We start from the raw sequence: 13,182 nt of genomic DNA, 5'->3' as shown, positions 1-13,182 counted from the left end.
TCCTCGTCGATTCGGTTCGCCTTAAGATTACCCGCATGACCGACCTGCGACCCGACGTCCAGCCTGCCCGCGACTCCGCCGATCCGACCGTCGAACGGCTGCGTGAGGCGGTCGAGGCCGGCTTCCCGCGCACCGTCGCCGATCTCACTCGGCTCGTCCGCATCCCGTCGGTCTCGTGGGCCGCCTTCGATCCTGCGCACGTCGCCGCGAGCGCGGACGCGGTCGCCGAGCTCGTGCGCGACCTCGGCGTCTTCGACCTGGTCGACGTCCGTCGCGCGCCGATCGGCGAGGGCGACGGGGCCGCACTCGGCCAGCCTGCCGTGGTCGCACGGCGGGCCGCCCGCAACGGACGGCCGACCGTCCTGCTGTACGCGCACCACGACGTGCAGCCGCCCGGGCGAGACGAGGACTGGGACTCCGCCCCGTTCGAGCCGACGCTCCGCGGCGACCGGCTGTACGGCCGGGGCGCGGCCGACGACAAGGCCGGCGTCATGGCGCACGTGGCCGCCATCCGTGCGCTCATCGACGTCGTCGGCGAGGACCTCGACCTCGGCATCGCGCTCTTCATCGAGGGCGAGGAGGAGTTCGGTTCCCGCTCGTTCGCGGCCTTCCTGCGGGAGAACCGCGACCTGCTCGAGGCCGACGCGATCGTGGTGGCCGACTCCAACAACTGGGACGTCGACACCCCGGCGCTCACCGTGGCGCTCCGCGGGAACGTGACCTTCCGCCTCACGGTCTCGACGCTCGACCACGCCTCGCACTCGGGCATGTTCGGCGGCGCGGTACCGGATGCGATGCTCGCGGCGGTGCGCCTGCTGGACTCCCTGTGGGACGCCGACGGAGCCGTCGCCGTCGAAGGGCTGCGGTCCGCGGACCTCGCGACGCCGGACTACCCGGAGGCGCAGCTGCGGGCCGAGACGGGGCTGCTCGACGGCGTGGAGCCCGTCGGCCGCGGCAGCATCCTCTCGCGCATCTGGGCACAGCCCTCGATCACGGTGACGGGGATCGACGCCCCCTCCGTCGCGAACGCGTCGAACACCCTCCTCCCGAGCGTGTCCGTCCGGCTGAGCGCGCGCATCGCGCCCGGCCAGGACGCCGGCGAGGCGCTGGCGGCGTTGCAGGCGCACCTGCGCGAGCGCGCCCCCTTCGGCGCCCACCTGGCGATCGACGACGTCGACACGGGCCAGCCGTTCCTCGTCGACACGAGCGGCTGGGCGGTCGCCGAGGCGCGCGCGGCCATGGCCGAGGCATGGGGGAGGGAGCCCGTGGACATCGGCGTGGGCGGTTCCATCCCGTTCATCTCCGAGCTCGTCGAGGAGTTCCCCGCCGCGCAGATCCTCGTGACGGGCGTCGAGGATCCCGACTCGCGCGCGCACAGCCCGAACGAGTCCCTCCACCTCGGGGTGTTCCGGCGGGCGGTGCTGACCGAGGCGGCGCTGCTCGCCCGGCTCCAGGCGCGGTCCTCCGCCTGAGGCACGTCGCCCGCACGACGACGGATGCCGCACCCGAGCGGCGCCGGCGGGGGAGCTGCCCAGCCTGCGCAGGTACAATCGAGGCACCGAAGACTTCCGAGGAGTGACATGAGCGACACGATCACCGACGCCGCCCACGGCGTGAAGCTGAGCGAGCCCGCCGCCGCCAAGGTGCGCAGCCTCCTCGAGCAGGAGGGGCGCGACGACCTCCGTCTCCGCGTCGCCGTCCAGCCCGGCGGCTGCTCCGGCCTCATCTACCAGCTCTACTTCGACGAGCGGATGCTCGACGGCGATGCCGTCGTCGACTTCTCCGGCGTCGAGGTCGTGGTCGACAAGATGAGCGTGCCGTACCTCGACGGTTCGACCATCGACTTCGAGGACTCGATCCAGAAGCAGGGCTTCACGATCGACAACCCGAACGCGCAGGGCAGCTGCGCGTGCGGCGACTCGTTCCACTGAGACCCACGTCGCTTCCGCAAGGGAGATCCGCCACGGCGGGTCTCCCTTCCGCATTTTCCGCAGGTGGTCCGCCTTTTCGCCGCACATCTCGCCGAATGGGCGCCGAGCGTGCACGACCGGGGTGCCGGTACGGAGTAGGCTAGGACCGATCAATGCGCTTCGCTGAGAAGCGCCTTCGAGTCTCCCGAAAGGTCACCGGTGCGCCACAATCGCCGTCTCCGATGGGCTGCTGTTCCGATCGCAGCGACGCTCAGCCTCGTCCTCGCCGGATGCACGCAGGCACAGCTGAACGGATTCCTCCCCGGGTTCGTCGAGGGCGAGCCGCCCACGACCAACCACGCCGAGCGCATCTCGGGCCTGTGGGTCACCTCGTGGATCGTGCTGCTCATCGTGGGCGTCGTCACCTGGGGCCTGACGATCTGGGCGGTGATCGCCTATCGGCGTCGCAAGGGCCAGACGGGCCTGCCGGTGCAGCTGCGCTACAACATGCCGATCGAGGTGTTCTACACCGTCGTGCCGCTCATCCTGGTGCTCGGCTTCTTCGCATTCACCGCGCGTGACCAGGCGGCGATCGAGGAGCGGTTCGCCGAGGACGACGTCGACGTCAAGATCGAGGCGATCGCGAAGCAGTGGGCGTGGGACTTCAACTACGTGAACGAGGACGTCTACTCGGCCGGCATCCAGGCGCAGCTCGACGAGGAGGGCCCCGCCGGCTCCGTCAAGCAGGAGGAGCTGCCGACGCTGGTGCTGCCGGTCGGCGCGAACGTCGAGATCGCCCTCGAGGCCCGCGACGTCATCCACTCGTTCTGGGTCGTGGACTTCCTCTACAAGAAGGACATGTTCCCGGGCAAGACCAACTACATGTCGTTCGTCCCGGAGCGCGAGGGCACGTACGCCGGCAAGTGCGCGGAACTCTGCGGTGAGTACCACTCGCTCATGCTCTTCAACGTCGAGGTCGTCTCCGAGGCCGAGTACGAGGACTACATCGAGTCGCTGCGCGACGCCGGCCAGGAGGGCCAGCTGTCGAGCGAGTACGACCGCAACCAGAACCTGCCCGGCACGGGCGCGCCCGAACTGAAAGAGGAAGAGTAAGCCGCGATGAGCACCACCACAGCACCGGCTCGCCCCACGGCGACGTCGCAGCCGTTCGGCGCCTCGAAGGTCGAGCGCAAGGGCAACATCATGGTCAAGTGGATCACCTCCACCGACCACAAGGTCATCGGGTACCTCTACCTGATCACCTCGTTCATCTACTTCCTCATCGGCGGCGTGATGGCGCTGATCATCCGCGCTCAGCTGTTCGAGCCCGGCCTCGAGATCGTCCAGACGCGTGAGCAGTACAACCAGCTGTTCACGATGCACGGCACGATCATGCTGCTCATGTTCGCGACGCCGCTGTTCGCCGGGTTCGCCAACGTGCTGATGCCGCTCCAGATCGGAGCCCCGGACGTCGCGTTCCCGCGCCTGAACGCCTTCGCGTACTGGCTGTTCAACTTCGGTTCGCTGATCGCCGTCGCGGGCTTCTTCACGCCGCAGGGCGCGGCATCCTTCGGCTGGTTCGCCTATCAACCGCTCGCATCGACGACCTTCTCACCAGGTATCGGCGGCAACCTCTGGATGCTCGGCCTCGGCATGTCCGGTTTCGGCACGATCCTCGGTGCCGTGAACTTCATCACGACGATCATCACGATGCGCGCGCCCGGCATGACGATGTTCCGCATGCCGATCTTCACCTGGAACACGCTCGTCACGTCGATCCTGGTCCTGATGGCGTTCCCGGTGCTCGCCGCGGCGATCCTGGCCGCGTCGGCCGACCGCATCTTCGGTGCGCACATCTACGACCCCGCGAACGGCGGCGTCATCCTGTGGCAGCACCTGTTCTGGTTCTTCGGACACCCCGAGGTGTACATCATCGCGCTGCCGTTCTTCGGCATCGTCTCGGAGATCTTCCCGGTGTTCAGCCGGAAGCCGATCTTCGGATACAAGACGCTGATCTACGCGACGATCGCCATCGCAGCGCTGTCGGTGTCCGTCTGGGCCCACCACATGTACGTGACCGGCTCCGTCCTGCTGCCGTTCTTCGCCCTCATGACGATGCTCATCGCCGTTCCGACGGGTGTGAAGATCTTCAACTGGATCGGAACCATGTGGCGCGGGTCGATCACCTTCGAGACGCCGCTGATCTGGTCGCTCGGCTTCCTGATCACGTTCGTCTTCGGTGGTCTCACCGGCGTCATCCTCGCCTCGCCGCCGCTCGACTTCCACGTGTCGGACACCTACTTCGTGGTGGCGCACTTCCACTACGTGGTCTTCGGCACGGTCGTGTTCGCCATGTTCGCCGGGTTCTACTTCTGGTGGCCCAAGTGGACCGGCAAGATGCTGAACGAGACGCTCGGCAAGTGGCACTTCTGGCTGCTGTTCATCGGCTTCCACACGACGTTCCTCATCCAGCACTGGCTGGGCGTCGTCGCCATGCCGCGCCGGTACTACTCGTACCTGCCCGAGGACAACATCACTTGGATGAACCAGCTCTCCACGATCGGTGCGTTCATCCTCGCGGTCTCGATGATCCCGTTCTTCCTGAACGTCTACGTGACGGCCCGTCGCGCGCCCAAGGTGACGGTCAACGACCCGTGGGGCTACGGCGGATCGCTGGAGTGGGCGACGAGCTGCCCCCCGCCCCGGCACAACTTCACGTCGATCCCGCGGATCCGCTCCGAGCGCCCCGCGTTCGACCTCAACCACCCGGAGGCGGGCATCCCCGTGGGCATCGGTCCGGCCAAGGACGCGCCCGAGGCACCCGTGTACGACGCCGACACCAAGGAAGTCAAGTAGATGCGCACCAACGTCATCCTCTTCTGGGTCCTCACCGGCTTCTTCGCCCTCGCGACCGCGGTCTACGCGTTCTGGAGCTCGATCGACGGCGCCTCCCGGATCGCGAACTCGTTCAGCGCGGGTCCGGAGTGGGCCGGCACCATCGCCCTCGCCCTCACGTCCATCCTGAGCGCCTTCATCGCGTTCTACCTGGGGCGCGTGCACAAGGAGCAGGGCGGTGAGCTCCCCGAGGACCGGCTCGACGCGAACATCGACGACGGCGACGCCGAGCTGGGCTTCTTCAGCCCGTGGAGCTGGTGGCCCATCGTCCTCGCCGGTGGCGCGGCGCTCGCGTTCCTCGGCCTCGCGGTCGGCTTCTGGATCACCTTCATCGCGGTGCCCCTGGCGCTGATCGGCCTGGTGGGTTGGGTCTTCGAGTACTACCGAGGCAACTTCGCCCGCTGATCGCACTGTCACGACGCCCCGGTCCCATACGGCCGGGGCGTCGTGCGTTGCAGCCGGCGTTCAGAGGGATCTCACGGCCCCGACCGTGCACCATGCCAACCCGGACCGCTCGTCCCGGATCTCGAAGCCCGCACGACGCACCGCGTCGCGCATGGCCTGCGGCCGGTGGACGTACGATCGGAAGTCCACCTGGGCGCGGCGATGCATCCGGTTCTCGATCGCGACGCGCGAGCGGATCACCCAGTTCCGCCTGGGGTGACTGAACACGAGCGCGCGTCTCGCCCGGCTCGCGGCCGCCGTGAGGAGCCGTTCCGCTTCCGGATAGCAGCACACGACCCGGTTGAGCACCACGAGATCGGCCGGCTCGATCGCCTCGGGGTCGACGGCGACATCCAGGCCCACCAGACGGGTCACCCGATCGGCGACGCCCGCCTCCCTGAGCAACCGTTCGGCGTCGCGCTCGTAGCCGTTCGAGAGCTCGACGTTCACCGCCCGCGTCGCGCCACGCGCCAGCAACTCGAGTTGCATCTCGCCGACGCCGCCGCCGATCTCGAGCACGGTGGCCCCGCGGACGCCGGCTTCCTCGAGGAATTCGACGAGACGGCGTTCGATGCGCGACAGCCCCCTCGCGCCGTAGCGCCGCGCGACGCGCTGGGCGAATCGGCCGTCGAACACCTCGTCGTAGCCGTCCGGATGCGAGGGTCCGCAGCACCCGTCCATGCGGACAGTATGGGCCAGGCTCAGCGGCGACGGAAGAGGAGCACGTCCACCGACACCGTGACTGCGGTGATCCCCGCGCCGGAACCGACTCCCGGGCTGGGCGCGGCCGTCTGATCGCTCGGTCGGACGTGGTGTGCCGCCGGTCCCATTCCGACGAGCGCGGCGCACTGGGCTTCATCCAGCTCCGCGACGTAGTCGAGCGTCGTGCTGGTCACCGGGTCGAATCCTGCGCTCGACAACTGGATTGTCACCTGCTCGGCCTTGCCGCTCGGGATGTCCAGCATGGCGCCGGCGGAGCGGAGCTCCGCCAGGTGCCGGTCGGTCGGAACCACCACCGCGAGCAACCCGCCCTCACGCGTGATCCGCGCGAACTCGTCGGGGTTTCGAGGAGCGAAGACGTTGATCGACAGATCGGCGACGGCGTCCCGGATGGGAAGTGGGCGCCAGAGGTCGAGGACCACACCGGTCGCGTGCGGGTTCCCGCGTCGCGCCATCCGAACCGCAGCGGGGGAGCGGTCGACGAGCAGCAGGTTCGCCCCGTCGAAGCGCGCCGACAGCCGTCCCGAGTAGTAGCCGGTGCCGCAGGCGAGATCCACGATCCGCGGCGCCGAGCCCTCGAGGTGCAGGTTCGCCGCTGCGTCGTCCTCGATCGCGCGGGCGATCGGTTCGTACACGCCGGATTCGAGAAGCGCCGCACGAGCCTCCAGCATCTCGCGCGAATCCCCGGTGAGGTTCGGCGCGCGGGGCGGGAGCAGCGTGACCGTCCCGTGCTTCGTCAGGTCGAATCGGTGACCCGTGTCGCATCCGAGGACGCGTTCGTCAACGGACTCCAGTGGCTGGAAGCAGTTCGGGCACCGAAGCCAGGTCGAATCGATCGACATGGCCCGGTGCCCGATTGCGATGGGGGAGCGGATCAGTGGTGCGAGGTGTGGTGCGACGCCTCGAGCTCGCCCTTCGTGACCGGCGTGATGCGGTCCTCGAAGAACCACCGCGACATGCCCGCGCGAAGGCGCTGACCGACGGTGATCTTGCCGCGGTCGTTCGGACGCAGCATGAGCGGCTGGTACGACTCGTAGCTCACGAGCCTCCAACGCTCGTACTCGTCGAGCGGCTGGTGCACCTCGATGAACTCGCCGCCGGGCAGCTTCACGATGCGGCCGGACTCGTACCCGTGCAGGACGATCTCGCGGTCCTTCTTCTGCAGCGCGATGCAGACGCGCTTGGTGACGAAGTAGGCGACGATCGGGCCGAGGATGAGCAGGGCCTGCAGCGTGTGGATCACGCCCTCCATCGTCAGCATGAAATGCGTCGCGATGAGGTCGGACGAGGCCGCCGCCCACAGGACCGCGTAGAACGTCACGCCGGCCGCGCCGATGGCGGTGCGAGTGGGCGCGTTGCGGGGGCGGTCCGCGATGTGGTGCTCGCGCTTGTCGCCGGTCACCCACGCCTCGATGAACGGGTAGATCAGCACGGTGACGATGAACAGCCCGAGCACGACCACCGGCACGAGGATGTTGAGCGACCAGGTGCGCTCGAACAGCACGAACTCCCACCCGGGCGGCACGAGGCGGAGCGCGCCGTCGGCGAATCCGATGTACCAGTCGGGCTGCGTGCCGGCGGAGACCGGCGACGGGTCGTACGGACCGTAGTTCCAGATCGGGTTGATCGTGAACAGCGATGCGATCAGCGCGAGGACGCCGAAGACGATGAAGAAGAAGCCACCGGCCTTCGCGGCGTACACGGGGAGGATGGGCGGGCCCACGGCGTTCTGCTGGGTGCGACCCGGCGCGGCGTAGTGCGTGTGCTTGTGCACGACCACGAACAGCAGGTGGATCGCGATGAGCGCGAGCAGGATCACCGGCAGGATCAGGATGTGGAGCGTGTACAGGCGGCCGACGATCGCCGTGCCCGGGAACTCGCCGCCGAAGAGGAGGAACGAGGTCCAGGTGCCGATCAGCGGGAAGCCCTTGATCATGCCGTCGATGATCCGGAGGCCGTTGCCCGAGAGGAGGTCGTCCGGAAGCGAGTACCCCGTGAAGCCCTCGCCCATGGCGAGGATGAACATCACGAAGCCGATCACCCAGTTGAGCTCGCGCGGCTTGCGGAACGCCCCCGTGAAGAACACGCGCAACATGTGCAGGCCGATCGCGGCGACGAACAGGAGCGCCGCCCAGTGGTGCATCTGGCGGACGAAGAGACCGCCGCGGATGTCGAACGAGATGTCGAGCGTCGAGGCCATGGCGACCGACATCTCGACGCCCTTCAGCGGCACGTACGAGCCCTCGTACTCGACCTCGGCCATGGAGGCCTGGAAGAAGAACGTCAGGAACGTGCCCGTGATCAGGATGACCACGAAGCTGAAGAGTGCGATCTCACCGAGCAGGAAGGACCAGTGGTCGGGGAACGCCTTGCGGCCGAGCGCGTGGACGAACGTCGAGAGGCTGGTGCGCTGGTCGATGTAGTTCGACGCGGCGCCGGTGACGGAGCGGCGCTGCGGCGCTTGGGTGGTTGCGGTGCTCAATTGCGCTCCCAGAAACTCGGGCCGACGGGTTCGGTGAAGTCGCTCTGCGCCACGAGGTAGCCCTCGTCGTCGACCGCGATCGGCAGCTGCGGCAGGGGCCGCGCCGCCGGTCCGAAGATGACCTCGCAGTGGTTCGCCACGTCGAACTGCGACTGGTGGCACGGGCAGAGCAGGTGGTGCGTGTGCTGCTCGTACAGTGCGACAGGGCAGCCGACGTGGGTGCAGATCTTGGAGTACGCGACGATCCCGTCATAGGACCACGAGGCGCGCTCCTCGGTCTCGTTGAGCTCCTCGGGGTTCAGGCGCATGAGGAGGACGGCCGCCTTGGCCTTCTCCTCGAGACGACCGTGGTGCATCTCGGCGAGACCCTCGGGGATGACGTGGAACGCGCTGCCGATGGTGACGTCGGACGCCTTGATCGGCACACCGGACGGGTCGAGCGTGAGGCGGGTGCCCTGCTTCCACATGGTGTGGCTGAGCAGCTCGACCGGGTTCTCATCCTGCGGCGCGAGTCCGCGGAAGAGGACGACGGCCGGCAGCGGGAAGACGAGCAGCGCGCCGATGAGGCTGTTGCGGATGACGGAGCGGCGCGAGAAGCCGGACTCGCGGTCGGCATCCTGGAACACCTGGATGGCGCCCTCCCGTGCGACGGGGTTGCCGCCGATCGGGTGGCGCTCGTCGGCGAGCTCGACGTCGGCCATGAGCGACTTGGCCCAGTGGACGGCGCCGAAGCCGATGCCGAGGAGCGCGAGGGTCGCGCCGAGGCCGACGAACATGTTGTTCAGGCGGACGTCGCCGACGTTGTTGCCCTCCATCGGGAAGAGCATGTACGCGGCGATCGCCCAGACGCTGCCGAGGATCGACAGGTAGAAGAGCGTGTAGACGGTGCGCTGCGCGCGCTTCTCCTTCGCCGGGTCCTCGTCGGTAACGCGCGGGCGGTGCGGCGGGAAGCCGGGGTTCTCGAACGCGTCCGTGGGGATGAGTGCGGTGCCCGTCTTCACGGCGGGGACGTTCGCGGCGTGCGACGAGTCGGCAGCGGCGATCTCAGAACCGCTGTGGTCGTCCTGTGCCATGGTTCTCCTTCTTCGCTTCTTCGGTCGGCCCTAGTTGGACTTCGCCGTGATCCACACGGTGATCGCGACGATGGCGCCGAGACCGAAGATCCAGATGAACAGGCCCTCCGCGACCGGACCGAGCGAGCCGAGCTCGAACCCGCCGGGCGAACGGTTGTCCTGCACGTACTGCAGGTAGGTGATGATGTCGCGCTTGTCTTCGGGCGTGATGTTGAGGTCGTTGAAGACCGGCATGTTCTGCGGGCCCGTGACCATGGCCTCGTAGATGTGGACGCCCGAGACGTCCGTGAGCGGGGGAGCGTACTTGCCCTCGGTCAGCGCACCGCCGGCACCCGCGACGTTGTGGCACATCGCGCAGTTGATGCGGAAGAGCTCGGCGCCGTTGGCGGCGTCGCCGCCGCCGTTGACGAGGCTGTCGGCGGGGATGTCGGGGCCGGGTCCGAGCGAGCCGACGTAGTACGCCAGCTGCTTGACCTGCTCATCGGTGAACTGCGGCGGCTTCACCTGCGCCTGGGGGCCCTGCATCTGCATGGGCATGCGGCCGGTGCCGACCTGGAAGTCGACCGAGGCCGCGCCGACGCCGATGAGGCTCGGACCCTCGGAGGTGCCCTGGGCGTCGAGGCCGTGGCAGGTGGCGCAGTTGGCCTGGAAGAGCTTCTTGCCCTCCTCGATCGTCTCCTGCGACGTGGGGGAGGGCTCGGCCTGCGCCGTCGTCGTGCTGAAGGCGGCGTAGGCGCCACCGGTGAACACGAGGCCGAGCGCGAGCAGCGCGGCCGTGGCGAGCGGATGCCGGCGACCTGTGCGTCGCTTCGAGCGGGTCATTGATCTCTTCCTGTTCGCGGGCATTGCGGGGTGGCGCTTCCGGGTCTGGCGCTATCTGAGGACGTAGATGACGAGGAACAGGCCGATCCAGACCACGTCGACGAAGTGCCAGTAGTACGACACGACGATCGCGCTGGTGGCCTCGCGGTGGCCGAAGTTCTTCACGGCGAAGGTGCGGCCGATCACGAAGAGGAAGGCGATCAGGCCACCCGTGACGTGGAGGCCGTGGAAGCCGGTCGTCAGGTAGAACGCCGAGCCGTAGGCGTTGGAATCGAGGGCGATGCCCTCGGAGACGAGCTGCGCGTACTCCCACACCTGGCCGGCGACGAAGATCGCGCCCATGGCATACGTGAGGAAGAACCACTCGACCATGCCCCACTGCGTCGGCTTCCAGCCCGTGCGATAGGGCTGGCTGCGCTCCGCCGCGAACACGCCGAACTGGCAGGTGAACGACGACGCCACGAGGATGATCGTGTTCGTCAGGGCGAACGGGAAGTTCAGGCGACCGGCCTCGAACTCCCACAGCTCCGGGGAGGTCGAACGAAGGGTGAAGTAGATCGCGAACAGCCCCGCGAAGAACATCACCTCGCTTCCGAGCCACACGATCGTGCCGACCGCAACGGTGTTCGGACGCTTGATCACGGGCGCGCTCGCCTGATACGTCAATGAGGTGCTCGTCACCCTCCCATTATGGCTGATTCGGCGGGGCAATTTTCGACGTGGCGTCGAATCTCAGGTTGGGGGAGCGCCACCGGGCCTGTGACGAGCCCGACTCGGGCCCGTGAATCCGCCTTGAATCCCCGTCGATAGGATCGGTCCATGTCCGCGATGCAGAATTGGCCGGCCGTCCTGAACGCCCTCCTCCAGGGCGAAGACCTCAGCGTGTCGGATGCGGCGTGGTGCATGGAGCAGGTCATGACCGGCGCCGCGACCGAGGCGCAGCTGGCCGCGTTCCTCGTCGCGCTCCGCCTCAAGGGCGAGACGGTCGACGAGATCGTCGGCTTCCGCGACGCGATCCTCGAGCACGCGGTCCAGCTGCCGGCCGACTCCATGGCCCTCGACATCGTCGGCACGGGCGGCGACCGGTTCGGCACCGTCAACGTCTCGACCATGGCCTCGATCGTGTGCGCCGCCGCCGGCGTGCCGGTCATCAAGCACGGCAACAAGGCCGCGAGCTCCGCGTCGGGATCCTCCGACGTCCTCGGCGCCCTCGGCATCGACCTGTCGCTGTCCGCACAGCGCGTCGCCGAGGTGCTCGATCGGGCCGGCATCACGTTCGCGTTCGCCGCGGCCTTCCACCCGGGCTTCCGTCACGCCGGCCCCGTCCGATCGCAGCTCGGCATCCCGACGGTCTTCAACTTCCTCGGCCCGCTCTGCAACCCCGCCCGGCCCGAGGCATCTGCCGTGGGCGTGGCCCAGCTCGACCGGGTTCCGCTCATCGTCGGCGTGTTCCAGACGCGCGGGGCGACCGCGCTGGTGTTCCGCGGCGACGACGGGCTGGACGAACTGACCACGACCGGGCACAGCCACATCTGGGAGGTCTCCCGCGGAACGGTCAAGGAGCACGACCTCGATCCGCGCGACCTCGGCATCCCCCGGACCGAGATCGAGCAGCTGAAGGGCGGCGACGCGCAGCACAACGCGGCGGTGGTCCACGAGGTGTTCGGCGGAGCGCGCGGGCCGGTGCGCGACATCGTGGTGCTCAACGCGGCCGCCGGCCTCGTCTCGTACGAGCTGGCGAACGATCCCACGCAGGTGCAGCGGACCATCCTGGAGCGCTTCCACGAGAAGATGGCCGTCGCCGAGGGCGCCATCGACAGCGGTGCGGCCGCGCGGAAGCTCGAGGACTGGATCGCCGCGACCCGGGCCTGAGTCGCGCGAAGACGTGCGACGGGGACCCGCCGAAGCGGGACCCCGTCGTCGACCCCGGACGATCAGTTCACGTCGTCGTCGACCCAGTCGAAGGTCTTCGTGACGGCCTTCTTCCACAGCCGGAGCTGGCGTTCGCGTTCCTCGGAGTCCATCTTCGGCTCCCAGCGCCGGTCCTCCTGCCAGTTGGCGCGGAGCTCGTCGAGGTCCGACCAGAACCCGACCGCGAGCCCTGCCGCGTAGGCGGCACCCAGCGCCGTGGTCTCCGCGACGACCGGTCGCACGACCGGCACGCCCAGGATGTCCGCCTGGAACTGCATCAACGTGTCGTTGGCGATCATGCCGCCGTCGACCTTGAGATCCGTGAGGTCGACCCCCGAGTCGGCGTTGATCGCGTCGATGACCTCGCGGGTCTGGAACGCCGTCGCCTCGAGTGCCGCCCGGGCGATGTGGCCCTTGTTGACGTATCGGGTGAGGCCCACGAGTGCGCCGCGCGCGTCCGGACGCCAGTACGGTGCGAACAGACCCGAGAACGCGGGCACGAAATACGCCCCGCCGTTGTCCTCCACGGACTTCGCGAGCTCCTCGACCTCCGGAGCGCTCGAGATGATGCCGAGGTTGTCGCGCAGCCACTGCACGAGCGAACCCGTCACGGCGATCGCGCCTTCCAGCGCGTAGTGCGCCGGCTGGTCGCCCAGCTTGTACCCGAGCGTGGTGAGGAGCCCGTTCTTCGAGTGGACGATCTCGGTGTCGGTGTTGAAGATCAGGAAGTTGCCCGTGCCGTAGGTGTTCTTCGACTCGCCCTTGTCGAACGCGGCCTGGCCGAACGTCGCCGCCTGCTGGTCGCCGAGGATGCCGGCCACCGGAACCTCCCGGAGCAGGCTCGACGACTCGACGGTCCCGTACACCTCGGAGGAGGAGCGGATCTCCGGCATCATCGAGCGCGGCACGCCGAAGATGCCGAGGA

The 13,182-nt window shown here is 68.3% G+C and carries 13 protein-coding genes and 1 pseudogene; 6 read left to right on the top strand and 8 right to left on the bottom strand.

What is annotated here, in order from left to right; translation table 11 throughout:
* The first annotated feature begins 35 nt into the window (after positions 1–35).
* From RH861_RS15830 to RH861_RS15810, 5 genes are all read left to right on the top strand, one after another.
* Positions 36–1,472: a dipeptidase gene (locus RH861_RS15830; RefSeq protein ID WP_310521801.1), complete on the top strand. Its 1,437-nt coding sequence runs from the start codon at positions 36–38 to the stop codon at positions 1,470–1,472.
* Between the two features lie 108 nt (positions 1,473–1,580).
* Positions 1,581–1,931: an iron-sulfur cluster insertion protein ErpA gene (gene erpA / locus RH861_RS15825; RefSeq protein ID WP_067946967.1), complete on the top strand. Its 351-nt coding sequence runs from the start codon at positions 1,581–1,583 to the stop codon at positions 1,929–1,931.
* 198 nt (positions 1,932–2,129) lie between these two features.
* On the top strand, positions 2,130–3,023 hold the full coding sequence (gene ctaC, locus RH861_RS15820) for an aa3-type cytochrome oxidase subunit II (protein ID WP_067946965.1): 894 nt from the start codon (positions 2,130–2,132) through the stop codon (positions 3,021–3,023).
* A gap of 6 nt (positions 3,024–3,029) precedes the next feature.
* Entirely contained in the window at positions 3,030–4,766 is a 1,737-nt protein-coding gene (ctaD, locus tag RH861_RS15815) for an aa3-type cytochrome oxidase subunit I (protein ID WP_067946963.1), read from the top strand.
* The gene (locus RH861_RS15810) at positions 4,767–5,210 is read left to right on the top strand and encodes a cytochrome c oxidase subunit 4 (RefSeq protein ID WP_067946961.1); all 444 of its coding nucleotides are present in this window, start codon (positions 4,767–4,769) and stop codon (positions 5,208–5,210) included.
* Between the two features lie 60 nt (positions 5,211–5,270).
* On the opposite strand, the gene RH861_RS15805 is transcribed toward RH861_RS15810, so the two are convergent.
* The 7 genes and pseudogenes from RH861_RS15805 to ctaE form a co-directional block, all read right to left on the bottom strand.
* The gene (locus tag RH861_RS15805) at positions 5,271–5,930 is read right to left on the bottom strand and encodes a methyltransferase domain-containing protein (RefSeq protein WP_310521800.1); all 660 of its coding nucleotides are present in this window, start codon (positions 5,928–5,930) and stop codon (positions 5,271–5,273) included.
* A gap of 20 nt (positions 5,931–5,950) precedes the next feature.
* A complete protein-coding gene (locus tag RH861_RS15800; RefSeq protein WP_310521799.1) occupies positions 5,951–6,604 on the bottom strand; it encodes a methyltransferase domain-containing protein in 654 nt (217 codons plus the stop codon).
* Positions 6,605–6,688: 84 nt separating this feature from the next.
* A pseudogene (locus tag RH861_RS16365) lies at positions 6,689–6,811 on the bottom strand (putative RNA methyltransferase); the annotation flags it as partial.
* 32 nt (positions 6,812–6,843) lie between these two features.
* On the bottom strand, positions 6,844–8,451 hold the full coding sequence (qcrB, locus tag RH861_RS15795; protein ID WP_310521798.1) for a cytochrome bc1 complex cytochrome b subunit: 1,608 nt from the start codon (positions 8,449–8,451) through the stop codon (positions 6,844–6,846).
* Positions 8,448–9,524, bottom strand: a complete 1,077-nt coding sequence (qcrA, locus tag RH861_RS15790; protein ID WP_067946952.1) for a cytochrome bc1 complex Rieske iron-sulfur subunit — start codon at positions 9,522–9,524, stop codon at positions 8,448–8,450. The genes qcrB and qcrA overlap by 4 nt, the downstream gene beginning before the upstream one ends.
* A gap of 30 nt (positions 9,525–9,554) precedes the next feature.
* Complete coding sequence (gene qcrC / locus RH861_RS15785) at positions 9,555–10,346, bottom strand: cytochrome bc1 complex diheme cytochrome c subunit (RefSeq protein WP_067946950.1); 792 nt, start codon at positions 10,344–10,346, stop codon at positions 9,555–9,557.
* Positions 10,347–10,397: 51 nt separating this feature from the next.
* Positions 10,398–11,027 (bottom strand): aa3-type cytochrome oxidase subunit III, encoded by a 630-nt coding sequence (gene ctaE / locus RH861_RS15780; protein ID WP_067946948.1) that lies wholly within the window; start codon positions 11,025–11,027, stop codon positions 10,398–10,400.
* 138 nt (positions 11,028–11,165) lie between these two features.
* On the opposite strand from ctaE, the gene trpD reads away from it, so the two are divergent.
* Positions 11,166–12,218 carry an anthranilate phosphoribosyltransferase gene (gene trpD / locus RH861_RS15775; protein WP_067946946.1) on the top strand — a complete coding sequence of 351 codons (1,053 nt, stop codon included), beginning with the start codon at positions 11,166–11,168 and terminating at the stop codon, positions 12,216–12,218.
* Between the two features lie 62 nt (positions 12,219–12,280).
* Here trpD and RH861_RS15770 read toward each other — a convergent pair.
* The coding region (locus tag RH861_RS15770) for an FGGY family carbohydrate kinase (protein ID WP_310521797.1) at positions 12,281–13,182 on the bottom strand (902 nt) is incomplete at its 5' end.

The sequence above is a fragment of the Agromyces indicus genome (genome assembly GCF_031432295.1).
Lineage (GTDB): Bacteria > Actinomycetota > Actinomycetes > Actinomycetales > Microbacteriaceae > Agromyces > Agromyces indicus.
Note: the sequence above shows the minus strand (reverse complement) of the source record. Positions and strands in the feature narration are given on the sequence as shown.

Coding starts and splice junctions, on each gene's coding strand:
- RH861_RS15830 (WP_310521801.1), top strand. CDS start 36: ATGACCGACCTGCGACCCGACGTCCAGCCTGCCCGCGACTCCGCCGAT.
- erpA (WP_067946967.1), top strand. CDS start 1,581: ATGAGCGACACGATCACCGACGCCGCCCACGGCGTGAAGCTGAGCGAG.
- ctaD (WP_067946963.1), top strand. CDS start 3,030: ATGAGCACCACCACAGCACCGGCTCGCCCCACGGCGACGTCGCAGCCG.
- RH861_RS15810 (WP_067946961.1), top strand. CDS start 4,767: ATGCGCACCAACGTCATCCTCTTCTGGGTCCTCACCGGCTTCTTCGCC.
- RH861_RS15805 (WP_310521800.1), bottom strand. CDS start 5,930: ATGGACGGGTGCTGCGGACCCTCGCATCCGGACGGCTACGACGAGGTG.
- qcrA (WP_067946952.1), bottom strand. CDS start 9,524: ATGGCACAGGACGACCACAGCGGTTCTGAGATCGCCGCTGCCGACTCG.
- qcrC (WP_067946950.1), bottom strand. CDS start 10,346: ATGACCCGCTCGAAGCGACGCACAGGTCGCCGGCATCCGCTCGCCACG.
- trpD (WP_067946946.1), top strand. CDS start 11,166: ATGTCCGCGATGCAGAATTGGCCGGCCGTCCTGAACGCCCTCCTCCAG.